Here is a 25,967-nt window from a genome sequence, read left to right on the forward strand (position 1 = left end):
ACCACCACCACGACGCTCACCCTGAGGGAGACCCGCGCGTGACACAGAGCACCTCCTCGCCTGAGGCGCCCGCCGAGAACGACTACGGCACCCACCCGGGAGCCGCCGCCAACCGCGTGTTCCGGTGGCTGTCCACCGGCGCCGGCGCCTTGATCCTCATCACCCTCGCTGCGGTGGCGACCTTCCTCCTCGCTGAGGCGTGGCCCGCGCTCGCGATGTCCTCCGAGGAGCTCGGAGAGACCGTCTCCTTCATCAAGCCCGAAGACGGCCAGTCGCTGATGGAGATCATCGGCTATCTGATCTTCGGCACCCTGGTGATCTCGATCATCGCCCTGCTGATCGCGACCCCCGTCGCGATCGGCATCGCGCTGTTTATCTCGCATTACGCGCCACGCCGCCTCGCGCAGGGCCTGGGCTACATGATCGACCTGCTCGCGGCCGTGCCCTCCGTGGTCTACGGCCTGTGGGGCGTCGCGGTGTTGGTGCCGTTCCTCACGCCCTTCTACCAGTTCCTCGCGGACTACCTGGGCTTCATCCCGCTGTTCGCGCCGCCGGAGTCGGGCGAGATCTTCACCGGCCGCGTGGCTATGAGCGCGGGCATCGTCCTCGCGATCATGATCCTGCCGATCATCACCGCCGTGTCGCGCGAGGTATTCCTCCAGACCCCCACGCTGCACGAGGAGGCCGCCCTCGCCATGGGCGCCACCCGCTGGGAAATGATCAAGATGGCCGTCTTCCCGTTCGGACGCTCCGGCATGATCGGCGCGACCATGCTGGGCCTGGGCCGCGCGCTCGGCGAGACCATGGCCGTCCTGATGATCATCAGCCCCGGACTGACGTTCTCGGCCGCGATCCTCCAGCCCAACCAGCACAACACCATCGCCGCCTACATCGCGCTGCAGTTCCCCGAGGCCAACGCCATGGGTGTGAACTCGCTCATCGCGATGGGCCTGGCGCTGTTCGTGATCACGCTGCTGGTCAACATGCTCGCGCGGTGGGTCGTCTCCCGCCGCAAGGACTTCTCGGGAGCGAACTGATGGCCGCCACCCAGACCACCGCCGCGCCCACCCGGGACGGCGCATCGGCCTTCGGCGAGATCTCCGCGTCGCGCCGCACCAAGAACGCGATGATGACGGGCCTCATCTACGGCGCCTTCGTCATCGCCGTCATCCCCCTGATCTGGCTCATGGTCACGGTCGTCATCAACGGCATCGACCGCTTCATGATCTCGGACGCCGAGGGCCGCGACGGCGGCTTCAACCTCGAGTTCCTCAACCAGACCATGCGCGGCATCTTCGGCGGCGAGGCCCCGTACGGCGGTATTAGCCACGCCATCGTCGGCACGCTGATGATGACGCTCGCCGCGACCGTGATCTCGGTGCCCGTGGGCCTGCTGACCGCGATCTACCTGGTCGAGTACGGCAAGGGAACCCTCCAGAAGGCGATCACGTTCTTCGTGGACGTCATGACGGGTATCCCCTCCGTGGTCGCCGGTCTGTTCGCCTACGCGCTGTTCGCGATCCTCGTGGGACCGGGCACCAAGCTGGGCATCGTGGGCGCGATCGCGCTGAGCGTGCTGATGATCCCGGTCGTGGTGCGCTCGAGCGAGGAGATGTTGCGCCTGGTGCCCAACGAGCTGCGCGAGGCCTCCTACGCACTCGGCGTGCCCAAGTGGCTCACCATCCTCAAGGTGGTGCTGCGCACCTCGATCGCCGGTATCACCACCGGTATCACGCTCGCCATCGCGCGCGTGGTCGGTGAGACGGCGCCGCTCCTGGTCGCCGTGGGTGTCGCGGACTCCATGAACTGGAACCTCTTCGACGGCCGCATGATGAGCCTGCCGGTCTACATCATCTCGGAGTACGAGGCCGGCGCGATCCCGTGTAGCCCCGACAACACCGCGTGTATCGCCGAGATCCCGGAGTACCGCGCCTGGGCGGCCGCGCTCGTCCTCATTCTTATCGTCATGGCGCTGAACCTCGTCGCCCGACTCATCGCCAAGTTCTTCTCCCCCAAGTCCGGCCGCTAGGGCCAGAACCGGAGCCAGCAGTGTCCAAGCGCATCGACATCAACAACCTGAACGTCTACTACGGCGAGTTCCTCGCGGTCGAAGACGTCTCCCTGTCGATCGAACCCAAGTCCATCACCGCGTTCATCGGCCCGTCCGGTTGCGGCAAGTCGACGTTCCTTCGCACCCTCAACCGCATGCACGAGGTCATCCCCGGCGCCCGCGTCGAGGGCGAGGTGCTCATCGACGGCGTCAACCTCTATGGCGACAACGTCGACCCCGTCACCGTGCGCCGCCACGTGGGCATGGTGTTCCAGCGTCCCAACCCGTTCCCCACGATGTCGATCGCGGAGAACGTGCTGGCCGGCTACCGCCTGAACAACAAGCGCGTGTCGAAGTCGCAGGCCGACGACCTGGTCGAGGAGTCGCTGCGCGGCGCCAACCTGTGGAACGAGGTCAAGGACCGCCTTGACCGTCCCGGCTCGTCGCTCTCGGGTGGCCAGCAGCAGCGCCTGTGTATCGCGCGCGCGATCGCCATCAAGCCCGACGTCCTGCTGATGGACGAGCCCTGCTCCGCGCTCGACCCCATCTCGACGCTCGCCATCGAGGACCTCATGGCCGAGCTCAAGGACCAGTACACGATCGTCATCGTGACGCACAACATGCAGCAGGCCGCTCGCGTGTCCGACCGCACCGCGTTCTTCAACATCGCCGGCACCGGCAAGCCCGGCAAGCTCATCGAGATGAACGAGACGCCCGTGATGTTCTCGACCCCGTCCGAGAAGGCCACCGAGGACTACATCTCGGGCCGCTTCGGTTGATCCGTCGCAGTCGCTGAGGGCGTCGGTGCTGAGGCATCGGCGCCCTTTGGCGTTCCCGGGCCGCCGCCCCTTGGACAGTGTGAACCGGATCCGGCTGCGCCACGCCGTCTCCAGGCGGCCAACGGCGTGGTCGTCCGCGCGTGTCGACCTCCGTTCCGGTTCGTTCTGTCTGTGGTGGGGCCGGGCCCGCCCCCAGTGCCGTTTGGCCCACGGCTGCGACCCATGTGGCTGGTGTGACTCACGGTGATGCGCGTCAGTCACACACGTCACGCCAGTCCCAGCCGTGGGCTCAACAGAACTGGTCGCCGATGACCGTGGCCGTGGTGGGGCTGTGTCGGACGTGGCGGGTGCCAGGATGCACGAAGGCCCCGACTCCCGCAGAGGGAGCCGAGGCCTTGGTGAGAAGAGTGGAGCGTCAGCCGATCTCAGCGACCAGGTCCGCGTACTCGGGGAGCGTGCCGTCCATGACGGGCACCTCGACGGCGTGGACGTCGACAGTGTCTGCAGCGAACGCGACGTTCGCGATGAAGCCGGGAGCGGCCACCGCGACGCCCGAGACCTCGGTGTCGCCGTCGGCCGGGCCGAGCTTCACGGTGGAGCCGGCCTCCAGCGTGAGGGAGGTCGTCGACTGGCCGTCGATCGAGATGTCGAGCGCGACATCCTCGTCCGACTCGTTGACGAGCGTGCCGATGAGCGTGGCCGGCGCGTCGATTTCCTCGGCGAGCACGATGAGGTTCAGCGCCGAGACGTCGCCCACCACCAACTGCGTGCCATCGGAGGCCGAGTAGTTCTTGTGGGTCGTGATGGGGTTCACGTAGGAGCATCCGGCGAGCGCGACGGCGGCCAGCGACGCGGCGGCGAGTCGGGCGGGGACGGTGAGCTTCACTGCGGTTCCTTCCGGGGAGACTGCGACCAGGATACTGGGCCGCGAGAGCGCGCGGCACCGTCTTTGCCGTGCGCACACACACGCGTGCACCAGCGCGCACACGGGCGGTGGTGCGCAGGCGTGCGCGACCGCCCGCGCGCGCCCACGTGCGGGCGCTCGTGAGCGGGCGCACGTGCACGTCCACGCGCGCGAGCGGTCCGCCCCAAATGACGCCCCTGTTATTCACAGGGGCGGAATGTTAGACTATGGATCTCTACGAAGGGGCACACTGCACCATGAACTTTGCCGTCGGCGAGACCGTCGTCTACCCGCACCACGGTGCGGCGCAGATCCAGGACATCAAGAAGCGCATCATTCGGGGCGAGGAGAAGACGTACCTCAAGCTGAAGGTGGCGCAGGGAGACCTCACTATTGAGGTTCCCGCGGAGAACGTCGACCTTGTCGGCGTCCGCGATGTCGTCGACAAGGAGGGCCTCGAGAAGGTCTTCGACGTGCTGCGTGAGCCCTACATCGAGGAGCCCACCAACTGGTCGCGTCGCTACAAGGCCAACGTCGAGAAGCTCGCGTCGGGTGATGTCATCCGCGTGGCAGAGGTCGTCCGCGACCTGTCCCGCCGCGACACCGACAAGGGCCTGTCCGCTGGTGAGAAGCGCATGCTGCACAAGGCTCGCCAGATCCTCGTGAGCGAGCTCGCCCTGGCCGAGAAGTGCGACGAGGAGACGGCGGAGAAGCGCCTGGACGAGGTCCTCGCCTCGTGACCACCGCGGCGGTCGTTACGGCCGCCGGCTCCGGTACCCGACTGGGCGCCGACCTCCCCAAGGCCCTCGTGCCTGTCGGAGGCCTGCCCCTTGTCGCCTGGGCGGTGCGCGCCATCACCCAGGTGGCCGATGCCGTGGTCGTCACGGCGCCCGCGTCTCACCTCGACGAGTTCCGTGCCGCCGTCCCTGGGGCAACCGTGGTCGCCGGCGCGGACTCGCGTCAGGGTTCCGTGCACGCGGGACTGGTCGCGTTGGCACTCACGGATGACGACGTCGTCCTCATCCACGACGCCGCCCGTGCGTTTCAGCCCACGGACGTCATGCGGGCCACGGTCGATGCAGTCCTGACCGGCGCCGATGGGGCCGTTCCCGTCGTCGACGTGGTCGACACGCTTGTCGCGGCCCCCGCCGCGGACGGAGCCCTCGGCGATCCGGTCGATCGCGCCGCCTTTCGTGCCGTGCAGACGCCTCAGACGTTCCGCGCCGCAGCCATCCTGGACGCGCACCGGCGCGGCGAGGCCGGCGCGACTGACGACGCCACGCTCGCCCGCGCGCTCGGTTACCGTGTGGTCGCGGTCGACGGGCACGAGGACGGCCTTAAGGTGACACGACCACGCGACCTCGCCGTGGCATCGGCCATTGTCGCGAGCCGTAAGGAGAACGCGTGACCATTCCCCGCATCGGCCAGGGCGTCGACGTCCACGCCTTTGGTGAGCCCGGCGACGGCATACTCGCGCTCGCGGGCCTCACGTGGCCCGGCGAGACCCCGCTGACGGGTCACTCCGACGGTGACTGTGCCTCCCACGCCGCCTGCGACGCGCTCCTGAGCGCCGCGGGTCTGGGCGACCTGGGCTCCAACTACGGCACCGACCGTCCCGAGTGGGCCGGCGCCTCGGGCGTCGCGCTGCTCGAGGAGACGGCGCGACGCGTGCGCGAGGCGGGCTTCGAGATCGGCAACGTCGCGGTGCAGATTCTCGGCAACCGGCCCAAGCTCTCACCTAGGCGGGCGGAGGCGGAGGCGACCATGGCATCGGCCATCCAGGCGACAGTGAGCCTGTCTGCGACCACGACCGACGGGCTGGGGCTGACGGGCCGCGGCGAGGGCATCGCCGCGATCGCGACGGCACTCGTCTTCCCTGCATCTGACCGGTAGCCTGGCTCGCGTGACTCTGACGCTGTTCGACACCTCGACCCGTACCGAGCGCGCCTTCGAGCCGCTTGAACCCGGGAAGGTCGGCATCTACCTGTGCGGCCCCACCGTGCAGAGCAGCCCGCACGTGGGTCACCTGCGCAGCGCCGTCGCGTTCGACGTGCTGCAGCGCTGGCTCGAGCGCACCGGCCACCAGGTGACCATGGTGCGCAACGTCACCGACATCGACGACAAGACGCTCGCCAAGGCCGCCGAGGCCGGTGTCCCGTGGTGGCAGTGGGCGCTCACCTACGAGCGCGAGTTCCAGGCCGCCTATGCCGCCGTGGGTGTGCTGCCGCCCGCGGCCGAACCGCGCGCCACCGGCCACATCCCGGAGATCATCGCGCTCGTCGCACGCCTCATCGAGCGCGGCCACGCCTACGAGCTGAGCGGCTCGGTGTACTTCGACGTGCGCTCTTTCGACGACTACGGCTCGCTCACCCGCCAGGCGCTCGACGACCTCACGCCGGCGCCCGATGCCCCCGCCGACGACAAGCACGACCCGCGCGACTTTGCCCTCTGGAAGGCGCGCAAGGCGACGGAGCCCCAGACCGCTTCCTGGGACTCGCCATGGGGACCGGGCCGTCCCGGCTGGCACATCGAGTGCTCGGCGATGGCGCGGCGCTTCCTGGGCGATGCCTTCGACATCCACGGGGGTGGCCTCGACCTGCGTTTCCCTCACCACGAGAACGAGCAGGCGCAGTCGCGTGGCGCGGGCTACGACTTCGCGCAGCTGTGGATGCACTCCGCGTGGGTCACCCAGTCGGGCGCGAAGATGTCGAAGTCCCTGGGCAACGGCCTGCTGGTGTCCGAGGTGCTGTCGCGTTATCCAGCCGCGGCGCTCCGCCTGGCCCTCGCGCAGGTGCACTACCGCTCGATGCTCGAATACTCCGAGCAGACCATGGAAGACGCGACCGCGACGTGGAACCGCCTCGCGGGATTCGTCACGCGTGCCTCGGACCGCGTGGGTGCGTTGAGTCTTGACGAGGTGCGTGCCGCCGCGCTGCCCGAGCCCTTCGTCGAGGCGATGGACGACGACCTTTCCGTGCCGCGCGCCCTCGCGCACGTGCACGAGACCGTGCGGACCGGCAATGCCGCTCTCACTAGCGGGGACGATGCCGTGGTCGCCGAGTCGCTCCTGTCCGTCCGGGCCATGCTCGACTCGCTGGGGCTCGACCCGGCGAGCGACACGTGGGCGGCCGCGGACTCCGGTGCCGACTCTGCCATGACCGCGTTGGACTCCCTGGTCCAGGCCGACATACAGGCCCGTGCCGCCGCCCGTGCGGCCAAGGACTGGGGCACCGCCGATGCGATCCGCGACCGCCTCGCCGAGGCCGGCATCGTGGTCGAGGACGGCGCCGACGGCGCCCGCTGGTCGCTCCAGGACTAATCCCTCAGGGCGCCGACTCCTACCCGCGCCCCCACCCGTCGGTTTGGCCCACGGATGTGACTCATGAGTGCGGTGTGACCCATGGGGTCATCCCACTGACCACACAGGCCCCACGCGTCACACTTGTGGGCCAAACCGACCGTGCAAGCGAAGCCCCGCCCTCGGCGACTACCCTTATCCCCATGGCAGGTAACTCGAAGCGCCGCGGCGCGACTCGCAACGCGGGCTCCAAGAAGGGCGCGACCGTCGGCACCGGCGGGCACGGGCGCAAGGCGCTCGAGGGCAAGGGGCCGACCCCTAGGGCCGAGGACCGACCCAACCACAAGGCGTACAAGGCCAAGAAGAAGGCCGAGGCGGAGGCCGCCAAGCGTCCCCAGGGCAAGGGTCGCGTGACGCCCCGCGACCGCACCTCATCCTCGAACGAGCTCGCGATCGGCCGCAACAGCGTGCTCGAGGCGCTGCGGATGGGCGTGCCCGCGACCACGTTGCTCGTGTTCAACCGCATCGACGCCGACGACCGCGTCACCGAGATCGTGTCGCTCGCTGTCGAGAACTCCGTGCCGGTGCGCGAGGTGACCAAGGCCACGCTCGACGGCCTGGCCGGCGGCAGCCCGCACCAGGGCGTCGCGCTTGAGGTGCCGCCGTACGAGTACGCCGACCCCGAGGACTTCGTCGACGCGGATGGCCCCATCGCCGTGCTCGACGGTATCCAGGACCCGCGCAACCTGGGCGCGATCATGCGCTCGGCCGCGGCCTTTGGCGCCGCCGGCATCGTCATCCCCGAGCGCCGTGCGGCAGGCGTGACCGTGGCCGCGTGGAAGGTCTCGGCTGGTGCCGCGGCCCGCCTGCGCGTGGCCCGCGCCACCAACATCACCCGCACGCTCGAGGCCTACAAGAAGGCCGGCCGATTCGTTATCGGCCTGGATGCCGGCGGAGAGGTGGACCTGCACGAGTCGCAGCTGCTCGACGGCCCCCTCGTGATCGTGGTGGGCTCCGAGGGTGACGGCATCTCGCGCCTGGTGCGCGAGACGTGCGACCAGATCGTGTCGATCCCGATCGGGGAGGTCGAGAGCCTCAACGCCTCCGTGGCCGCATCGATCGCGCTGTACGAGGCGGGCCGCCGGCTGGGCTAAGAGCCAGGGCCGCCGCGTCCTGTGAGGAGGTGGGTGCGAGTTCCGCGCCCGAAACTCGCACCCACCTCCTCACAGGACGCAAGAGTGGCGCGGAAGAGCGGCGCGCAAGAGTGGCGCGCAAGAGTGGCGCGCAAGAGCGGCGCGCAAGAGCGGCGCGCAAGAGCGGCGCGCGAGGAGCGCGCCCTAGTCCAACTGCCCCGTGCGCGGCAGGTTCTGCCACGCGTGGATCATCGTGGTGTGCGTGGGCGCCTCTCGCGGTACGGGTACGCCGGCGGCGTCGACCCCGTCCTCGAACTCCGAGATTTCGTGGCCCAGCACGGCCTGCTCGTCGGGGTGCGTGGGAAGCACGTTCTTGACGTAGGACGCGACGGCCTCGGGCATGGTGACCGAGGGATCCTTCTCGGCGAGGAACCAGCGGTGGTCGAGCACCTCGTGGAACACCTGCGCGGGCTCGAGCTTGCGACGGTACTCGCGCGGCACCGCGCGCACGGTGGGCTCGAAGACGTCGGCGAGCCACTCGTGCGCGGCGAGCACCTCATCCTCCTCGCCCCCCATGACCACGCGGTACTCGTCCATGTCGTTGAGTAGGCGTCGTGCCTGGTTCTCCTGCACGTCGAGGCCCGTCAGGCGCAGCAGGCGGCGCGAGTGGTGGCCTGCGTCCACGACCTTGGGGCGGATGGTGAGCTCCGAGCCGTCCGAGGTCTGCGTCATGTCCAGCTCGCCCACGTCGAAGCCCAGGTCGTTCAGCGCCTGCACGCGCGCGGCGACGTGCTTGCGAACGTTCTCACGGTAGGTCTGTTTCTCGGTGAGCGTGTTCCACAGTTCCTTGTAGCGCTCCTCGATGCGGTCGCCCACCTCGAGCGGGTCGACGGCGTCGTCGAGCTCGGCGGCGGCCTGCAGGTCGAACATCTCGCCGATGATGTTGGTGCGCGCCAGGTCGATGTCGTACGCGCGCTGGCCCGGCGTGAGGTCGCGGTGCAGGTCGCCGGTCTCGGCGTCCACCAGATAGGCAGAGAACGCCTCGGCGTCGCGGCGGAACAGCGCGTTCGACAGCGACACGTCGCCCCAATAGAAGCCCAGCAGGTGCAGGCGCACTAGCAGCACTGCGAGCGCGTCGATCAGGCGGGTCAGCGTGTTGTCGCGCAGCGCCTGGCTGAACAGCGCACGGTACGGCAGCGAGAACTGGAGGTGCTCGGTGACGAGCGCGGCGGCGAGCTCCTCGCCGTTTTCGTCCACACGCCCGTCGACCACCGCGAAAGGCACCACGCATGGCGCACCCATGCGGCCCAGCTCCTTGAGCATGTCGAACTCGCGCGTGGCCATGGGTGCGACGGTCTCCTTGACCGCGAGCACGCGCCCGCGGAAGCGCACAAACCGCACCACGTGGCGAGAGATGCCGCGAGGCAGAGCCGCAAGGGTGTCCTTGGGCCACGTCTCCAGCGGAACGGACCACGGCAGGTCCAGCAGTTCAGGGTCAACCGCGCCGGTGATCTTCAGGGCCATGGCACCACTCTAGGGCTCACCACGGACAGCGGCCGATGCCGTGGTGGGCTTTCGTACGGCGCCCCGCCACGGCATCGGCCGGCCGGGCAGGTGATGTCTCCTGGTGTACCGATACCCGCCACGAGAGGGGGGACGGGGCGGGGGCGGGTGGACACAGCGAAAGGGGCGGCCCGGGCTTCCCCGGACCGCCCCTTCGGCGTGAAACTGCGTGGTGCTTAGACGGTCGCCGACTTGTCGGTGGTCACCGCGTCGGACAGGCGGTCCGAGGTGGCCGACGAGAAGACGTGCTGCTCGCCCGGGCGGATCTTGACCCACACGTTCTCGCCCTTCTTGGGCACGTCGCGGGGGTCAACGCGCACGATGACCTGACCGGCGTCGGACACGGCCTCTTCGGCGATGCCGACGGGCTTGGCGAGCTGGCCGTAGACGAACGCGTCGGAGCCGAGCTCCTCCACGACGACGACCTCGACCGGGAACGCGCCCTCGGTGTTGGGGGCCACGCGGTCGAGCGACTCGGGACGGAAGCCGATGATCAGCTTTCCGGCGTCCGCGTCACCCATGCGGCCGACGACGTCGCGCTCGAGGGCGATCTTGTTGCCACCGACGTTGGCGAAACCGCCATCGATGTTGAACGTGCCGATGTTCATCGCGGGCGAGCCGATGAAGCCGGCGACGAACACGTTGGCGGGGGCGTCGTACATCTCGCGCGGCGTGCCGACCTGCTGGAGCAGGCCGTCCTTGAGGACCGCGATGCGGTCACCCATGGTGAGCGCCTCGACCTGGTCGTGCGTGACGTAGACGGTGGTGGTGCCCAGGCGGCGCTGGAGGGCGGCGATCTGGGTACGGGTCTGGACGCGGAGCTTGGCGTCGAGGTTCGACAGCGGCTCGTCCATGAGGAACACCTGCGGCTGGCGGACGATGGCGCGGCCCATGGCAACACGCTGACGCTGACCACCCGAGAGGGCCTTGGGCTTGCGGTCCAGGTACTCGGTGAGGTCCAGGATCTTCGCGGCGGCCTCGACACGCTGGCGGATCTCCGCCTTGTCGACCTTGGCGATCTTGAGCGCGAAGCCCATGTTGTCCGCGACGGTCATGTGCGGGTACAGCGCGTAGGACTGGAACACCATTGCGATGTCGCGGTCCTTGGGCTGGACGTGGGTGACGTCGCGGTCACCGACGTAGATGCTGCCCTTGTCGACGTCCTCGAGGCCTGCGAGCATGCGCAGCGAGGTCGACTTTCCGCAGCCGGACGGGCCGACGAGAACGAGGAACTCGCCGTCCGCGATGTCGAGCTCAAGCGAGTCGACGGCAGGACGCTCGGTCCCCGGGTAGATCCTCGACGCCTTGTCGAAGGTAACGGTGGCCATAGTGATGCTTCCCTTCACTGGCAGGTACGTGCCAGACGATCCGTGGTGAAGAGTGCCGGTGTGGTGTCCACAGTGACACTAGCCGCCGCAACCGTTGCGACGACTGGCCATATCTTCCCACAACGGTCAGGGATGTCCAACCTGCCTGCATGTAGCGTTGACGCCATGGCAGTGCGAGCACGCGAACCGGGCGACGAGATCGGTGGCTACACCATCGTCGAGCAGCTCGGCAGGGGCGGTTCTGGTGCCGTCTACAAGGTGCTCGACGGCGGGGGAGCGGCCGCAGCGCTGAAGCTCGTGGACGCCCGCGCGGATGAGGTCGCGGCCCTGCGCCTCGAGCGCGAGGTCAACGCCCTGCAGACCCTCAAGCACCCCGCGGTGCCGTCGATCCTGGACGCCGAGCTCGATGCCGACGAGACGTTCGTGGTCTTCGAGTACATCCCCGGCGCGAGCCTGTGGGACTACGTCCAGCAAGACGGGCCGATGCGCGACGGAGCCCTCGCCGACCTCGCCGAGCGTATGGCATCGGCCCTCGAGGCGGTCCACGCCGCAGGGGTGGTCCACCGCGACGTCACGCCGTCGAACATCATGATGGGACCCGACGGCCCGGTCCTCATCGACTTTGGCCTCTCGCACCTCACCACCGACGACCGCCTCACGCGCGACGGCCTGGTCTCCGGCACCGCCGGCTACGTCGCCCCCGAGGTGATCGATGGCGAGGAGCCCGGCATGGTCGCCGACCAGTGGTCGTGGGCGGCCACTGTTGCCTACGCCGCGACAGGGAAGGCTCCGTTCGGTTCCGGGACGGGCGCGATCTCGAAGACCCTCGAGGCCAAGATCGAGCTGCCCGACTTCACCGGCGCCGACGCCCTCGCCGCCGCGCTCGGCCGCGACATCGACGCCCGGCCCGCCCCGCGCGAGGTCGTCGCCGCGCTGCGAGGCGAGACCACGGTGCTGTCTCGTTCCGGAGGGATCGACCCGACCGCCGTCATGGGCGCCATCGCCCCCACCGCGGTGATGTCTCATACGGCCGATGCCGTGGTCGCCGACGACTCCGACGTCACCGAGCCTGTGCGCACCTTTACCCCGGCCTCCGTGGGCGACGGCGGCGCGACAGAGGTGTGGCCGGTGGCGAGCGACACCGACCCAGACTCGCCAGAGGACTTCGACGGGCTCCTCGAGGGCGAATCGGACGGCGAACCGGCCCAGGTGGTGCTGCCCGCCTCGCCCCGCCGGAAGGTGGTGATCGCTGCGCTCGCCGTCGCCACGGCATCGGCCACCGCGCTCGCCCCCGTCATCACCTTCCTCTTCATGGTGGTCTCCGCGATCGTGGTGCGGACGGTCCAGCGACGAGCGATGGCGCTCGCGGCCGCGCGCGCCAAACGCGGCCAGCGCCGCGGCGATGCAGCGCTCCACACCATCGGCTTGCCGTGGCACCTGCTGCGCGCCGCGGGGGAGGCTCTGCCGTCAATCCTCTTGGCCGCGGTCGTGGGCGTCGGCGTGGGTGCGCTCGGCTGGTGGTTGGTGAGTTCACAGACCGTCGCCGGGGCGAGCCTCGAGGCGCAGACGTGGGGGCATGCGATCGTGCTCGTGGTCGCGGGCCTGGCCGCCGAGGCCACGCTGTGGTGGGGGCCGTGGGCCCAGCTCACGCGCGAGGGCGCGCACCGCACCGTGTCCGGCGTCGCGCCCACGCGCGGGGTATCGACCGCGTGGGTCGTGGTCGCCGTCGTCGCTCTCGCGGTCATGACGCTCGTGGTGTTGCTGCTGACGGAACCCGTCTGGTGGCCGCTACCCGACCTCCCATCCTGACCCTGGCATCGGCCGTCTGCGACGGACCAAAGGTCCTGGGAACCTGGCCTGCCTACGGTACGTTGAAGCGACAAGTTCCCTGCCCGGGAACGCTTGATCGTGCCTGAGGAGACTGATCAATGACCGCCGCCGAGCGATGGACCTCCGTGCAGCCGTGGCTGTCGACCCTGGTCCGTCTGGCCATGGCCATCATCCTGGTGGCCGCCGCGATCCCCAAGATGCTGGATATTCCGCAGTCGATCATCGCGGTGCGCGCGTACCGGCTGCTGCCCGAGGCGATCGTGCCGTTCGTGGGCACCATGCTGCCGTTCTTCGAGCTCGCGCTCGCGGTCGTGCTCGCGGCGGGCCTCTTCACCCGTTGGGCGGCCGTTGTCTGGCTGCTCATGATGGTGGGCTTCTCGATCGGCGTCATCTACGCCTGGAGCCAGGGTCTGTCGATCGACTGCGGCTGCTTTGGCGGCGGCGGCGATGTCGCGGAGGGCACCACCAACTATCCCGTTCACATGCTCGAGCGCGCCGGATTCATCGTGCTCGGCCTCTACCTGGCGATCTGGCCGCGATCGAAGTTCTCGGTCGACAACTGGCTGTCGCCCAAGCCTGTCTAGACTCTTTCCATCCCGACCCCCGTTGCTGGAGGAAGCCGATCCATGGCCTCGAACAAGTCCAATAAGAACGAGCGCGCCGCGCAGGCTCGCAAGGCCGCGCAGGCGCAGGTGAAGGCGCAGGAGCGTCGCACCGCCGCCATCATCGGCATCTCCGTGATCGCTGTGATCCTGCTGTTCGCGGGCGTCGTCTACTTCATTGTGCGCTCGGGCGACGTTCCGGACCTCGAGTCCGCGGACGCTGTCGCGCCGACGGGAGCCGACTCGAGCGGCGGCATTCCGATCAGCTCCGACGCGATCGCCGGTGTGGCTGGCCCGGAGGACGCCGCGCGCCTGGACGTCTACCTCGACTTCATGTGCCCCATCTGTGGCCAGTTCGAGGAGACCAACGGCGAGGACATCGACGCCATGGTTGCCGATGGCTCCGTCGCGCTCTACGTGCACCCCATCTCGATCCTTGACCGCTACTCCAACGGTACCAACTTCTCCACGCGTGCCGCGAACGCCGCCGCCACGGTCGCGGACGCCGCTCCCGAGCACTTCATGGCCTTCCAGACCGCGATGTTCGAGAACCAGCCCGCCGAGGGCACGGACGGCCTGTCCGACACCGAGATCGCCGATATCGCCGTGGGCGTGGGCGTGCCGCAGGAGGTGGCCGACACCTTCACCGACGGTGAGTTCACCAAGTGGGTCATCGCCGCGACCGACCAGTCCTCGCAGGACGGCGTGCCCGGCACCCCGACCCTGCGCATGGCGGACCCCGGCGATTCCTTCGCCGACGGCAAGGTGCTCGAGCAGGAGAACGACGTCATGTACTTCCAGCCCGGCGCCCTCGCCCAGTACGTCGCGGACGTCAACGCGGGGACCGTGACGGTCACCGAGTAACGCTTCCTGCTTCTGACGGCACCCCGCCGGCCCGTGTGGCCGGCGGGGTGTTGTTTTGCGTCCGGGGAGCCGTTGAGTGCCCGATGGCCGGACCGTCGCGTCCTGTGAACCCGTTAGTGCCCGCTTCTCGCGATTCTCGGGCACTAAGTGGCTCTTGGGGCGCCCGCCGCGAGGATGGGCGGCCGATGCCGTGGCTGGCTCTCGGTATCCTGTTGCGACGGCGGGCCTGGGCTTGCCGCTGCTGGCATGGCGCAATTGGTAGCGCACCGTACTTGTAATACGGGGGTTGCGGGTTCGAGTCCCGCTGTCAGCTCTTCTTTCCCGCGTTCGCCTCGACGCGCGTCGCGCTGACCTTCTCGCCGACGCGCCCGCACCGCCTTGGTGCGTAGCGACTCAGCGTCGCTCCGCCCGCCCGCGTGCGCCTCCACGTTGTCCGCCGTCCGTCGCGCCGCTTCGGAACCGGGACCTAGGACCCAAGCGCTTTGTCCGGTTCGTGGAGTGCAGCATGCCACTGACGTCACGAATTGGCATCGAAACCGTGTGATCCATGCGTGGCATGTGAATTACCTCACGTTTTTCAGGCCATGATCCGATACATCAGGCGTCGAGATGTGAAGCAAGTCACCTATTGACCACTGGTCGAGAACGGACTCACGCCGAGATGGCACCCACTCATGAGGGGTGGAGTGCGCCCCAAAAACTACTGAGGACGGAACATGGCTGAGAAGAACAACAAGAACAAGCGCAAGTTCGCGGCGGTGCTGCTGGGCATCGTGGGTGTGGCGGGCCTGTCGGTCGCGTCGGCGTCCACGCTGACAGTTGACACGGACACGGAGGTTGCTCTCGGCACGGGCACCTTCGAGGCCTGCGACGACACGGTGAAGGTCGACTACGAGTACGACGAGTCCTCCTACGCGATCACCAAGATTGCGGTCACCGGCATCGCCGACGCATGCATTGGCGAGAACCTTTCGCTCGCGCTCGACTACGACGTCGACGGAGACGACGCAACGACCGCCGATGCGGGCACTCTCGACCTCAACGTGGCCTCGATCGCGGACAACGGCGCTACGGCAGATGACAATGTCGCCGAGTGGACCTCGTTCACGCCCGCGCTTACCGTGAGCTCGGACCTGGGCGACGCCGTCGTGATCATCGCAGGTACGGCACTCTAGCGACGCACAGGCATTCTCCATGCCCATCGCGATGGCTGAGCAGACCCTCGACGAGGCGCGCCCTGGCGCGCTTCGTCGAGGTGCCCGGGCGGCCGGCAACGTTGCCGCCTGGATTCTGCTCGCCGTCGTGGCGTGGTTTGCATGGCCCATCACATTGCACGGCGGGACCTCCTACGTGCTCGTGTCGGGGGAGTCGATGCTCCCGACATACGAGCCGCGTGACTTGGTCATTGCCCGCACCGGTGAGCCCCAGGTTGGCGACGTCATCGTCTACGCACCCGAGGAGCTCGGCGGCGCTCAGATCGTCCACCGCATCGTCGGTGGCAGCGCCAACGACGGATGGGTGCTGCAGGGCGACAACAACGACTTCATCGATCCCTTCGAGCCGAAGGGCGATGAGGTACGCGGCGTCGTGAAGGTCCACCTGCCCGTGGTCGGTCACCTCACTGTCGTGTTGCTGAACCCGGTGACGTGGTTCTTTATCCTGTTGCTCGCGCTCGCCGTCCTGATCTGGCCGAGTAGGGGCAGCGGCGCCAGCGGTTCCGATGACGGCGACATCACCGACGTGACGGATTCCGACCCCGTCGAGCAGAAGGCATCCCCACCCCGCAAGGTCACGGGCTCTGGGACCGGAGTCGTGGCGCTCGTTATCGCGGCCACTCTCATCACTATGGCGAGCGTGACGCCCGCCAGCGCAGCCCAACTGTCGGTGACGACGACGTCGAGCACCTTCGCCACCACGCTACGTCCGTGCGCGGATCTTTCGGGCGCACTCACGGTGAGCCCCGCAGGGACCGCTCAGGGGCAGCAGTACTCGCAAGTGAAACTCGCGAACCTGCCTGCGAGTTGCCAACGCGCAGAACTCCCCATTGAGGTTTTCGTCCACAACAATGGTGGCAAGGAAAAGTGGACCGGCGAACTCCTTGCGGGCGCCACCTCAAGCAATCCGACCATCGCCTCGCCGAGTGGTGAAAAGTACAACGCCAACTCCGTCGGAGTCGTCGTGGTGAAGATCGGTGGCTGGCTCTTCCTCGCCACGTGGGAGGGTCCTGCACCCGAGCCAACGGGCCCGTACTGCATTGGAGTCAACTCCGCAGGAGCCCCCACGGGCGACTCCTGCACGCTGTCGAGCGCGTCAGGTTCCGGTTGGCCCGCCTCAAGTAGCGGCGCCAATACTCAGGGCAACTTCTACTACGGAGGCTCGACCAAGGCGCCCTATGTCGTGCTGGTCGTCAATCTCGCCGACTACATGGGCTTCACGCCACGGGTGGTCACTCCCACCGTGACGGGAGTCACCCTGTCTCCCGGGTATGTGTGCAGCTCGCTGCCCACGCTGCGGCTGATGCAGCCGGTCCAGAACTACAACAGCGGAGATACCTTCTGGGGCGGCCTTGACGCCTACGCCCGTGCGAACGCGGCGACGGCAACGTCCGTCTGTCGCTAGCGCGTCCCCCACACGACGGGCTCGCCGCCCTGCTCGACCAGCAGCCGGTTCACGGCTGAGAACGGGTGTGATCCGAAGAAACCCCGTGATGCCGACAGCGGGCTCGGGTGTGCCGACATGACGCACGGCACACCGTCCAGGAGCGGCGCCAGATTCTGCGCGTCCCGTCCCCACAGCACCGCGACAAGCGGCCCGCCTCGCGCCGCGAGCACCCGGATCGCATGCTCCGTGATCGCCTCCCATCCGCGCCGGCGGTGAGAACCTGCCTCGCCGGGCGCGACCGTGAGCACGCGGTTGAGGAGCATCACGCCCTGATCGACCCACGGAGACAGGTCGCCGGAGGCGAGCACCTCTCCCGTATCGTCGGCCAGCTCGCGCGCCATGTTGCGCAGCGAGCGCGGCATCGGGTGACCGGGAGCCACGGAGAAGCTCAGTCCCACCGCATCGCCGGGCGTGGGATACGGATCCTGGCCAACGATCAGCACCCGTACGGAACTGACGGGGGCGTGGAAGGCCCTCAGCACGGCATCGGCCGCCGGAAGGTACCCGCGACCGGCGTCGACTTCGGCACGAAGAAACTCGCCGACCGCGTCGAACTGCGCGGTTACCGGCTCGAGCGCAGCCGCCCAGTCATCGGCCACCTGATCCCGCCACGGCTGCACCATGGCGCTCACCCTAACGACACGCGGGCCGTGCCGTGGTCGCCTGCACGATTCGGCCTCACCTGCCGCTTAGGCTGGGGTCCACCAGCACGCGTGAGGGAGGTGGCGCATGGGTGAGCCAGCAATCGCGGCGCATGAGCCCGAGGGCCTGTCCGAACGCGACGCCGCCATCCTCGCCTTCGAGCGCCAGTGGTGGAAGTACGGCGGCGCGAAGGAAGACACCATCCGCGAGCTGTTCCACCTGTCCAGCACGCAGTACTACCAAGTGCTGGGTGCCCTCATCGACTCGCCCGCGGCGCTCGCGGCCGACCCGATGCTCGTCAAGCGCCTGCGTCGCATGCGCGCGGCGCGCCAACGCGGCCGGTCCACGCGTTCCTGGGGCGGAGCGACCGTTCGCTAGAGTGACGACGTGCCACAGGAATACGACCGCGACGAGTTCGACGACATCGCCGACCAGGGGGGTCCTGTTGGTGTTCACCGCACCCCCATCCCGTGGTGGGGTCGGGTACTGCCTCCGCTGTTCGCTTTCATCGCGGCCGGACTGATCGCCTATCTCGTCGCCGTCATGCTGTGGAACTCCGGCCAAGGCTCCGACGAGCCCGAGCCCGCGGCCACCGTCACGACGACGCCCACGGCTGAGGCGACCGCCTCCCCGGAGCCCAGCGGCTCGGCGACGCCGTCGGCGGAGCCCTCCGCGTCGGCATCGACCTCGGCCGAGCCTTCGGAGACCCCGTCCGAGGAGCCCGAGCCCGTCATCAACTACGACGCTCAGGTGCACGTGCGCAACGGTGCGGGAATCTCCGGGCTCGCGGGGGAACAGCAGGCCATCCTCGAGGACGCGGGCTTCACCAATATCGAGGCCAACAACATCGCCGCGGGGAACATCCCCGGCGGCGCGAACGTGGTGACCTACGGCGACGAGACCCTGGCCGACACGGCCCAGGAGGTCGCGGACGCGCTCGGCATCGACGCGATCTCGGGCGACGGCACCCCTGGCGGCGCCGAGATCGAGGTCCTGCTCGCCACGAACCCCGGGAACTGACGGCTCGTACGAAGGCTGCCACGGCATCGGCCGGTTGGAGTCGAAGCGTCACGCTATGCGTGAACTGTCCCTGAACGGTTTGCACTCGGCAGGGGAGAGTGCCAGAATCGGCGTTAGCACTCTCGACCCGAGAGTGCTAACGAAGTTCGGCTAGCAGTCGAGGCGCCCAGCGCGGTCGTGACGTGAACGTCCGCAGCAGGCGTCGTCCGTCGCGGGCGACTGACCAGCCACCGTCATCGAAAGAGGACTCACACCCATGGCAAAGATGATTGCCTTCGATGAGGAGGCCCGCCGCGGCATGGAGCGGGGCATGAACGCCCTCGCCGACGCCGTCAAGGTCACCCTCGGCCCCAAGGGCCGCAACGTCGTGCTCGAGAAGAAGTGGGGCGCGCCCACCATCACCAACGATGGTGTCTCGATCGCCAAGGAGATCGAGCTGTCGGAGCCGTACGAGAAGATCGGCGCCGAGCTCGTCAAGGAAGTTGCCAAGAAGACCGACGACGTCGCGGGTGACGGCACCACCACCGCCACCGTGCTCGCCCAGGCGCTCGTGCGCGAGGGCCTGCGCAACGTCTCGGCTGGCGCCAACCCGATCGCCCTGAAGAAGGGCATCGAGAAGGCTGTCGCCGCCGTGACCGCCGAGCTCCTCGCCTCCGCCAAGGAGGTCGAGACCAAGGAGCAGATCGCCGCGACCGCCGCCATCTCTGCCGGTGAGCAGGAGATCGGCGACAAGATCGCCGAGGCGATGGACAAGGTCGGCAAGGAAGGCGTCATCACCGTCGAGGAGGCCTACCAGCTCGGTATCGAGCTGGAGCTGACCGAGGGTATGCGCTTCGACAAGGGTTACCTGAACCCCTACTTCGTCACCGACGGCGAGCGCCAGGAGGCTGTCCTCGAGGACGCCTACGTGCTCCTGCTTGAGTCGAAGATCTCGTCGCTCAAGGACCTCCTGCCCATCCTCGAGAAGATCATGCAGGCGGGCAAGCCCCTCGCGATCATCGCCGAGGACGTCGACGGCGAGGCCCTCGCGGCCCTGGTCGTCAACAAGCTGCGCGGCAACCTCAAGGTCGTCGCCGTCAAGGCCCCCGGCTTTGGTGACCGCCGCAAGGCGATGCTGCAGGACATGGCCATCCTCACCGGTGGTCAGGTCATCTCGGAGTCGGTGGGCCTGTCGCTCGAGGGCGCCACGCTCGACCTGCTGGGCCAGGCCCGCAAGGTCGTCGTCACCAAGGACGACACCACGATCGTGGACGGCGCCGGCTCGGACGAGCAGGTTGCCGGTCGCGTGAACCAGATCCGCGCCGAGATCGAGAACTCGGACTCGGACTACGACCGCGAGAAGCTCCAGGAGCGCCTCGCCAAGCTCGCTGGCGGCGTTGCCGTCATCAAGGCGGGCGCGGCCACCGAGGTTGAGCTCAAGGAGCGCAAGCACCGCATCGAGGACGCCGTTCGCAACGCGAAGGCTGCCGTCGAAGAGGGCATCGTCGCCGGTGGTGGCGTGGCCCTCATCCAGGCTGGCGCCGCCGCCCTGGGCTCGCTCGAGCTCGAGGGTGACGAGGCCACCGGTGCCCGCATCGTCGAGGCCGCTATCTCCGCGCCCCTGCGCCAGATCGCTGTCAACGCCGGCCTTGAGGGCGGCGTTGTGGTCGAGAAGGTCAAGGGCCTCGAGACCGGCCACGGCCTGAACGCTGCGACCGGCGTGTACGAGGACCTCCTCGCCGCCGGCGTCAACGACCCGGTGAAGGTCACCCGCTCGGCGCTGCAGAACGCGGCCTCGATCGCGGCCCTGTTCCTCACCACCGAGGCCGTCGTCGCGGACATCCCCGAGCCCGAGCCGGCCATGCCGGCCGGCGGTGGCGACATGGGCGGCATGGGCTTCTAAGCCCCGCCGCCTCAGCGTCCGCGCTGATACGCACACGAAGGCCCCAGGGTTCGCCCTGGGGTCTTCGTCGTGTCTGCGCCTCCGTCGTGTGTGGAGGTGGCCATCGGTTTGGCCCACAGCTGTGACGCATAGTGGCCGAGGGGGCCTGCCGCGGCTCCCCATGGGCCTCACCCGTCACTCGGTTCCCATGTGTGGGCCACACCGATGGTGGCAGCGGGAGATCAGCGGCGCTGGGCGCCCGTCACGCGCAGTCCGGAGGCGCGCAGGCGGCGCACCAACTCGCGTGCGTCCACGAGCTGTGCTCCCAGCTCCACGAGCCGTGGGTGAAGGTCCTCGGGCACGTCGTAGTGGTCGCGGTCGAAGGCCCGCGCGGGGATGCCCGCCGCGGCCGCAAGGGCGTGCAGCTCCTCCAGGGACGCGTCCGAGACCATGTGCCCCCAGATTTTGCCGTGGCGGGGCCACAGCGGCGGGTCGATCAGCACGGTCACGGAGGCGACCCTACGCCCCCGCGAGGGCTTCACCCGAACATGCGCGTCGCGGCGTCCTCCGCATCCTGGTAGGCGGTCGCTGCAGTGCCGAGGGCCACGGAGAGGGCGTCGAGGGCGCCCTCGACCTGTGCCTGCGCCGCATGCCACTGGTCCAGGACGCCGGCGAACGCCGTCGCCGCGCCGCCCTGCCACGTGCCCTCGAGGGCCGTGAGGTGGGACACGAGCGCGGCGACCTCGGCACGGATCGTGTCGCCCGAGCGTTGGGCGATCGCTGACGCCTGAGCGACCTCGGCGGCGTCGACATGAAAACGGGTCATGGCTGTCTTCCTTTCAGCGGTGGGATCAACGCTGATCACGCTAGGAAGAACCGCTTGGGCGGCCGATGCCGTGGCTGGCTCTCGTGGAAAAGCCCCACCGTGGGGTGGGGCTGGGGAGAACGGTGGGAGTCGGGCCGCAGGCGCCTCAGCGGGGCTTAGCGCGCCGAGTGGGCGGCGGCGCTTTCGGCGTCGCGGGCCACCGCGTCGGCCACCGCGGCAGAGGACAGCGCGGCGGTGTCGAGGCGGCAGCGCTCGTCGTCGCGGTCGAGCCACGCGAGCTCCGCCGTGAGGTTCTGACGAGCCTGGCGCTCCCAGTCGCCACACAGGGGAGTGATGTAGATGCGCTCACGGCCCAGCAGCTTGGTCACGATGGCGCGACGGGCGGCGAGATAGCGGGCCTCGGGGATGTGCGAGTACTCAGCGCGTACGGACTGGACGTACTGCTTGTAGCGTCGCGGGTCGGCGGCGAGGATCGCGAGGTCGGCGTCCGAGAGCACCGCCGCGTCGCCCTGACCGGTCGAGTGGCGTACGAGGCCCGCAACCAGGGCCGCGACCTTGTCGACGCTCGCGGCCGGGAGTCCCAGAGCGGCAAGCTCGTCGCGCGCGTACTGAGCCGATGCCACCTCGTCCTCACCGCCGCGGTTGGCGTAGGCCGCACGCTCGTCGGCGTCGAAGATGGCGCCGTGGTACCAGGCGGCCAGGCGCACGACGTGGGGGCGCTGAGTCTCCTGCTGAAGCTCGTCCACGTGCTGCAGGAGGTCAACCAGGTGGCTGACGCCGTGGAAATAGCGCGCGGGTTCGCACCAGCGATCCAACAGGCGCTGGCCTGCGGATTGGATCTGCGCCTGATCGGCGGTCGCTCCAGCGCTGACGGCGGCGCGCATGTACGCGGGAACCAGCCATCCGGGGACGAGGGTCGTGCCCATAGTTCACCTCAGCCGTGTGGTCGTGCGGTTGTGCACGGTTCCAGTGTGCGTCTCGAAGGGCCGCCGAGGCAAACTCGTGCGGCGTACGGCAGGTGACCGTAGCATCGGCCTTACGTCCGCCGCCACCACCTGGGACCGGGGCGAGCCGGCGTGTCTGCCCCTGCGGCTAGACTGGGCGGGCGTCGAATTCGCGGCGCCCTGATGAGACCAGCGAGGTAGATGTGCCCACCGGCCGTGTGAAGTTTTTCGACTCTGACAAGGGGTTCGGCTTCATCGCTAGCGATGACGGCGATGAGGTGTTCCTCCACGCGTCGGCGCTGCCCGACGGCGTGTCGTCTCCCAAGCCCGGCACCCGCGTGGACTTCTCCGTCGCCGACGGTCGCCGCGGCCCGTCCGCGCTCGCCGTGTCCATCCTGGATCCCGTGAAGACCGTCTCCCAGGGGCTGCGCAAGAAGCCCGAGGAGATGACGGTCATCGTCGAGGACCTCATCAAGATGCTCGACGGCGTCTCGAACTCCCTGCGTCGGGGCCGCTACCCCGACGGCGAGCGCGGCAAGAAGGTCGCCTCCGTTCTGCGCGCCGTCGCCGACCAACTGGAGGCGTGACCTTCCGCCATGGACGCAGTGCTGGACGCCGCCGTCGACCTTGCCCGCGAGACCGCCATCGAGGTTGCCGAGGGAGCCGAATGGGTGGGCGAACACCTGGGGACGCACGAGGACGAGGACCGTCTCGTCACGCACCTGTTCGCGTGCGCCATGCCCGGCTACCGCGGCTGGGTGTGGTCCGTGACGCTCTCGCGCGCGCCGCGCGCCCGTGAGGCGAAGGTGTGCGAGGCCCACCTGGTGCCCGCCGATGACGCGCTGCTCGCGCCCGCCTGGATTCCGTGGGCCGACCGCGTGCGCCCCGGCGACCTCGAGCCGTCGATGGTGCTTCCCAAGATCCACGAGGACGCGCGCCTCATGCCCGGCTACGAGGTCACCGACCCCGAGCTCGAGGACGCCATGGAGATCTGGGAGCTCGGCCTGGGCCGCGAGCGTGTCCTGGCGCCCACGGGACGCGACAGCGCCGCCGAGCGTTGGCACCGCGGCTCGCATGGCCCGACCGCGCCGTCCGCCGTTGCCTCGGCGCAGCAGTGCTCGACGTGCGCGTTCTTTATCCCACTCACCGGGTCGCTGCGCACCGAGTTCGGCGCCTGCGCCAACGAGTGGTCGCCGTCCGACGGCAAGGTGGTCGCTGTCGACCACGGCTGCGGCGCCCACTCCCAGACGGACATCGAGCAGCAGTCCACGCGCTGGCCCGCCAACAACCCCGTCTTCGACACGGACGCCGTCGTGGAGATGCCCGTAGCCGCTGAGGTGCCTGCGGCGGAGGCTCCCGCGGAACCGGAAGTGCAGGCCGAGCCTGAGGCGCAGGCCGAGCCTGAGGAGGCACACGCCGCGCCCGAAGCCCCGGCGGAACTCGAAGCCCCGGAGGCTGCCGAGGCGTCTGCTGAGCAGGCCCCCGCCGACGAGGCCCCCGTCGAGGATGCGCCGGTCGAGGAGACCCCCGAAGTCGACGACGCGACGGACACCCACTAAACGACACAAAAACCGGCCGATGCCGTGGCTGGCCCGCCACGGCATCGGCCGTTCGTTTGCGTGAAAGTTAGCGGTAGTTCGCTGTGGTGTAGCGCGTGGTGCCGTCGGGGGTGGCGGCGGAACCCGCTCCCATCTGCGTGTACGCGGGGTTCATGAGGTTGAGGCAGTGGCCGTTGGAGTACATCCAGCCGCTGTGCGCCCGGTTGTGGGCGGCGGACTCGGACACGCCGCCGGTCGAGCTGCTGACGGCGACGTTCTCGGCGCCGGGGCGGTTGGGGTTGTGGGCGAGGGCGTCCATGGTCGCATCCGTCTGGCCGTCTTTGGTGGCCATGGACTGGGACCAGCTGGTGGCCGCGGAGGCAAGCGAGCTGCTCCAGGTCAGCGGTGCGATGCCGATGCGGGCGCGCTCCTTGTTCGCGGCGGCCATGAGGGCCTTCGCTCCGCCGCTGGCGCTGTAGGGGCTCTTGGGCGAGGAGCAGTACTGCTGGAAGGTGGTGCCCGACGACTTCTTAGTAGTGGTGGTCGTCGTGGCCTTCGTGGTCGATTCGGTCGACTTCTGGGTGGTGGTCTGCTGGGGCGTCGTCTGCTTCGTCGTGGCCTTCGTGGCCTTCGTGGCCGGCGCGGGAGCCTTCTGGGCGCCGGTGCTCGCCTGCTTGACGACTGGGGCGGGGGCCTCGACGACGGGCTCGGGCTCGGGGACGGTCACCTTGATCGCCTGGACGGAGGCGGCGACGTCGACGTTCGCGACCGTGCCGGGCGCCACGATGCCCGCGGTGATGTCGGGCTCGGGAGTCTCATCTGCGTTCGAGGTGTCTTCCACGGCGAGGTTGACCGGGGCAGGCTCGGGTGAGGGGAGATACTCGCCCGCCGCGGCTCCGGCCGTCGACGCCACCGCAAGCGGGATCATGCCGAGCAGGAAGACGTGGATCGCGCGACGGCGGGGCCGGCGGGGGTCCAGGACTTCCTGCGTTTCGGTCATGTCAGCAATCTCTCCACTATCCAGTCGATCGACGCGGTGAGCGCGGAGACGTCATCGGGATCGACGGAGGGGAACATCCCTACGCGGATCTGATTGCGGCCGAGCTTGCGGTACGGGTCGATATCTACGACTCCCGCGGAACGGAGGACAGAGCGCAATTGGGTCGAATCCACCGGCGGGAGCAGGTCGACCGTAGCTACTACCGAGGACCGTGCAGAAGCCTGTGTGACAAAGGTCACGGCGTATTCAGAGGCATCCGCCCACTGATAAATGCGGCGCGCTGACTCGGACGTGCGACCGGTCACGAAGTCCATGCCGCCGCCGTCGAGCATCCACGACAACTGCTCTCGCATCATGATCAGCGGCGTGAGCGCGGGCGTGTTGAGGGTCTGCTCGAGACGGCTGTTTTGCAGGGCATTTGCGAGTGCGAGGGTCTCCGGGATGTAGCGACCGGACGCGGCGACGCGCTCGATGCGCTCGATAGCTGCGGGGGAGACGAGCGCGAACCACAGCCCGCCGTCGGAACCGAAGCTCTTCTGGGGAGCGAAGTAGTAGACGTCAGCCTGGGTCACGTCGAGCGCGAGGCCCCCCGCGGCGGATGTGCCGTCGATCACTGTCAGCGCGTCGCTCGCGCCCTCGGGGCGGATGACGGGCGCCATCGCGCCGGTGGAGGTCTCGTTGTGAGGCCAGGCATACACGTCGATGCCGTCGCGAGCTACGGGCAGCGCGATCTCACCCGCAGGGGCCTCGATGACGTCCGATGCCTCGAGGTGGGGTGCATCCGTGGTCGCCTTCGCGAACTTCGCCCCGAACTCGCCAAACGCACAGTGCTGTGCGCGGCGCTCGACGAGCGAGAAGGTCGCGGCGTCCCAGAATGACGTCGAGCCGCCGTTGCCTAGAAGCACCTCATAGCCGTCCGGCAGCTGGTAGAGAGCGGCGAGGGACTCCCGCACGTCCTTCACCAGCTTCTTGACGGGGGCCTGGCGGTGCGAGGTGCCGAGCACCGTGGGCTGCGCGTCCACGATCGCCTGAATCTGGGCGTCGCGCACGCGGGACGGGCCCGATCCAAAGCGGCCGTCGCGCGGCAGCAGATCGGTGGGGATGCTGAGTTCGGTCGCCATGGC

General features: G+C 68.8%; 27 protein-coding genes and 1 tRNA gene. 19 read left to right on the forward strand and 9 right to left on the reverse strand.

Translation table 11 applies throughout. The features are described from left to right. Positions 1–38 precede the first annotated feature (38 nt). The 3 genes from pstC to pstB are packed head-to-tail and all read left to right on the forward strand — an operon-like array spanning position 39 to position 2,829. Complete coding sequence (pstC, locus tag B7K20_RS00880) at positions 39–1,037, forward strand: phosphate ABC transporter permease subunit PstC (RefSeq protein ID WP_084099625.1); 999 nt, start codon at positions 39–41, stop codon at positions 1,035–1,037. After that, positions 1,037–2,029, forward strand: coding sequence for a phosphate ABC transporter permease PstA (gene pstA, locus B7K20_RS00885; RefSeq protein WP_084099626.1), 993 nt, complete (start codon positions 1,037–1,039; stop codon positions 2,027–2,029). The genes pstC and pstA overlap by 1 nt, the downstream gene beginning before the upstream one ends. 20 nt (positions 2,030–2,049) lie before the next feature. Then, positions 2,050–2,829 carry a phosphate ABC transporter ATP-binding protein PstB gene (pstB, locus tag B7K20_RS00890; RefSeq protein ID WP_084099627.1) on the forward strand — a complete coding sequence of 260 codons (780 nt, stop codon included), beginning with the start codon at positions 2,050–2,052 and terminating at the stop codon, positions 2,827–2,829. A gap of 415 nt (positions 2,830–3,244) precedes the next feature. Here pstB and B7K20_RS00895 read toward each other — a convergent pair whose 3' ends face one another. Then, complete coding sequence (locus B7K20_RS00895; RefSeq protein WP_084099628.1) at positions 3,245–3,715, reverse strand: hypothetical protein; 471 nt, start codon at positions 3,713–3,715, stop codon at positions 3,245–3,247. Between the two features lie 275 nt (positions 3,716–3,990). On the opposite strand from B7K20_RS00895, the gene B7K20_RS00900 reads away from it, so the two are divergent. From B7K20_RS00900 to rlmB, 5 genes are all read left to right on the forward strand, one after another. After that, the gene (locus B7K20_RS00900; protein ID WP_084099629.1) at positions 3,991–4,473 is read left to right on the forward strand and encodes a CarD family transcriptional regulator; all 483 of its coding nucleotides are present in this window, start codon (positions 3,991–3,993) and stop codon (positions 4,471–4,473) included. Continuing rightward, complete coding sequence (locus B7K20_RS00905; protein WP_084099630.1) at positions 4,470–5,141, forward strand: 2-C-methyl-D-erythritol 4-phosphate cytidylyltransferase; 672 nt, start codon at positions 4,470–4,472, stop codon at positions 5,139–5,141. Before B7K20_RS00900 ends, B7K20_RS00905 begins: the two co-directional genes overlap by 4 nt. Continuing rightward, positions 5,138–5,626: a 2-C-methyl-D-erythritol 2,4-cyclodiphosphate synthase gene (gene ispF / locus B7K20_RS00910; RefSeq protein WP_200808994.1), complete on the forward strand. Its 489-nt coding sequence runs from the start codon at positions 5,138–5,140 to the stop codon at positions 5,624–5,626. The genes B7K20_RS00905 and ispF overlap by 4 nt, the downstream gene beginning before the upstream one ends. A 10-nt stretch (positions 5,627–5,636) precedes the next feature. Beyond that, the gene (cysS, locus tag B7K20_RS00915; RefSeq protein WP_084099631.1) at positions 5,637–7,052 is read left to right on the forward strand and encodes a cysteine--tRNA ligase; all 1,416 of its coding nucleotides are present in this window, start codon (positions 5,637–5,639) and stop codon (positions 7,050–7,052) included. Positions 7,053–7,234: 182 nt separating this feature from the next. Beyond that, positions 7,235–8,185 (forward strand): 23S rRNA (guanosine(2251)-2'-O)-methyltransferase RlmB, encoded by a 951-nt coding sequence (gene rlmB / locus B7K20_RS00920; RefSeq protein WP_084099632.1) that lies wholly within the window; start codon positions 7,235–7,237, stop codon positions 8,183–8,185. Positions 8,186–8,368: 183 nt separating this feature from the next. On the opposite strand, the gene B7K20_RS00925 is transcribed toward rlmB, so the two are convergent. Then, positions 8,369–9,688 (reverse strand): DUF4032 domain-containing protein, encoded by a 1,320-nt coding sequence (locus B7K20_RS00925; protein WP_084099633.1) that lies wholly within the window; start codon positions 9,686–9,688, stop codon positions 8,369–8,371. Between the two features lie 215 nt (positions 9,689–9,903). Then, positions 9,904–11,055, reverse strand: a complete 1,152-nt coding sequence (locus B7K20_RS00930; RefSeq protein WP_084099634.1) for an ABC transporter ATP-binding protein — start codon at positions 11,053–11,055, stop codon at positions 9,904–9,906. 165 nt (positions 11,056–11,220) lie between these two features. Here B7K20_RS00930 and B7K20_RS00935 point away from each other — a divergent pair, with 165 nt between their 5' ends. The 6 genes from B7K20_RS00935 to B7K20_RS00960 all read left to right on the forward strand — a co-directional run bounded on the left by B7K20_RS00935 (position 11,221) and on the right by B7K20_RS00960 (position 16,970). Then, on the forward strand, positions 11,221–12,864 hold the full coding sequence (locus B7K20_RS00935) for a serine/threonine-protein kinase (RefSeq protein WP_159449283.1): 1,644 nt from the start codon (positions 11,221–11,223) through the stop codon (positions 12,862–12,864). A 119-nt stretch (positions 12,865–12,983) separates the two neighbouring features. After that, positions 12,984–13,469: a MauE/DoxX family redox-associated membrane protein gene (locus tag B7K20_RS00940; protein ID WP_084099636.1), complete on the forward strand. Its 486-nt coding sequence runs from the start codon at positions 12,984–12,986 to the stop codon at positions 13,467–13,469. A 42-nt stretch (positions 13,470–13,511) separates the two neighbouring features. Then, a complete protein-coding gene (locus tag B7K20_RS00945) occupies positions 13,512–14,351 on the forward strand; it encodes a thioredoxin domain-containing protein (protein ID WP_084099637.1) in 840 nt (279 codons plus the stop codon). A 240-nt stretch (positions 14,352–14,591) separates the two neighbouring features. Then, positions 14,592–14,664, forward strand: a tRNA-Thr gene (locus tag B7K20_RS00950). A 403-nt stretch (positions 14,665–15,067) separates the two neighbouring features. Continuing rightward, a complete protein-coding gene (locus B7K20_RS00955; RefSeq protein WP_084099638.1) occupies positions 15,068–15,526 on the forward strand; it encodes a hypothetical protein in 459 nt (152 codons plus the stop codon). A 31-nt stretch (positions 15,527–15,557) separates the two neighbouring features. Then, a complete protein-coding gene (locus B7K20_RS00960) occupies positions 15,558–16,970 on the forward strand; it encodes a signal peptidase I (RefSeq protein ID WP_159449284.1) in 1,413 nt (470 codons plus the stop codon). Here the strand turns inward: B7K20_RS00960 and B7K20_RS00965 are convergent. After that, positions 16,967–17,635, reverse strand: coding sequence for a uracil-DNA glycosylase (locus tag B7K20_RS00965; protein WP_084099640.1), 669 nt, complete (start codon positions 17,633–17,635; stop codon positions 16,967–16,969). The genes B7K20_RS00960 and B7K20_RS00965 overlap by 4 nt on opposite strands. A gap of 106 nt (positions 17,636–17,741) precedes the next feature. Between B7K20_RS00965 and B7K20_RS00970 the strand changes: the two genes are divergently transcribed. The 3 genes from B7K20_RS00970 to groL all read left to right on the forward strand — a co-directional run bounded on the left by B7K20_RS00970 (position 17,742) and on the right by groL (position 20,556). Further along, positions 17,742–18,032 carry a DUF3263 domain-containing protein gene (locus B7K20_RS00970; protein ID WP_084099641.1) on the forward strand — a complete coding sequence of 97 codons (291 nt, stop codon included), beginning with the start codon at positions 17,742–17,744 and terminating at the stop codon, positions 18,030–18,032. Between the two features lie 9 nt (positions 18,033–18,041). Further along, positions 18,042–18,674 carry a LytR C-terminal domain-containing protein gene (locus B7K20_RS00975; protein ID WP_084099642.1) on the forward strand — a complete coding sequence of 211 codons (633 nt, stop codon included), beginning with the start codon at positions 18,042–18,044 and terminating at the stop codon, positions 18,672–18,674. 256 nt (positions 18,675–18,930) lie between these two features. Then, on the forward strand, positions 18,931–20,556 hold the full coding sequence (groL, locus tag B7K20_RS00980; RefSeq protein ID WP_084099643.1) for a chaperonin GroEL: 1,626 nt from the start codon (positions 18,931–18,933) through the stop codon (positions 20,554–20,556). A gap of 221 nt (positions 20,557–20,777) precedes the next feature. Here groL and B7K20_RS00985 read toward each other — a convergent pair whose 3' ends face one another. The 3 genes from B7K20_RS00985 to B7K20_RS00995 all read right to left on the reverse strand — a co-directional run bounded on the left by B7K20_RS00985 (position 20,778) and on the right by B7K20_RS00995 (position 22,287). Then, on the reverse strand, positions 20,778–21,044 hold the full coding sequence (locus B7K20_RS00985) for a DUF4031 domain-containing protein (RefSeq protein WP_084099644.1): 267 nt from the start codon (positions 21,042–21,044) through the stop codon (positions 20,778–20,780). Positions 21,045–21,073: 29 nt separating this feature from the next. Further along, positions 21,074–21,361 carry a WXG100 family type VII secretion target gene (locus B7K20_RS00990; protein ID WP_084099645.1) on the reverse strand — a complete coding sequence of 96 codons (288 nt, stop codon included), beginning with the start codon at positions 21,359–21,361 and terminating at the stop codon, positions 21,074–21,076. Between the two features lie 155 nt (positions 21,362–21,516). After that, positions 21,517–22,287: a hypothetical protein gene (locus B7K20_RS00995; RefSeq protein WP_084099646.1), complete on the reverse strand. Its 771-nt coding sequence runs from the start codon at positions 22,285–22,287 to the stop codon at positions 21,517–21,519. Between the two features lie 221 nt (positions 22,288–22,508). Between B7K20_RS00995 and B7K20_RS01000 the strand changes: the two genes are divergently transcribed. Continuing rightward, positions 22,509–22,892 carry a cold-shock protein gene (locus tag B7K20_RS01000; RefSeq protein ID WP_084099647.1) on the forward strand — a complete coding sequence of 128 codons (384 nt, stop codon included), beginning with the start codon at positions 22,509–22,511 and terminating at the stop codon, positions 22,890–22,892. 9 nt (positions 22,893–22,901) lie between these two features. After that, on the forward strand, positions 22,902–23,864 hold the full coding sequence (locus B7K20_RS01005; RefSeq protein WP_084099648.1) for a DUF3027 domain-containing protein: 963 nt from the start codon (positions 22,902–22,904) through the stop codon (positions 23,862–23,864). 67 nt (positions 23,865–23,931) lie between these two features. On the opposite strand, the gene B7K20_RS01010 is transcribed toward B7K20_RS01005, so the two are convergent. Further along, on the reverse strand, positions 23,932–24,843 hold the full coding sequence (locus B7K20_RS01010) for a CAP domain-containing protein (protein WP_084099649.1): 912 nt from the start codon (positions 24,841–24,843) through the stop codon (positions 23,932–23,934). Continuing rightward, the gene (serC, locus tag B7K20_RS01015; RefSeq protein ID WP_084099650.1) at positions 24,840–25,964 is read right to left on the reverse strand and encodes a phosphoserine transaminase; all 1,125 of its coding nucleotides are present in this window, start codon (positions 25,962–25,964) and stop codon (positions 24,840–24,842) included. The genes B7K20_RS01010 and serC overlap by 4 nt, the downstream gene beginning before the upstream one ends. Positions 25,965–25,967: the final 3 nt, after the last annotated feature.

It is taken from the genome of Demequina sp. NBRC 110051, assembly GCF_002090055.1.
Taxonomy (GTDB): domain Bacteria; phylum Actinomycetota; class Actinomycetes; order Actinomycetales; family Demequinaceae; genus Demequina.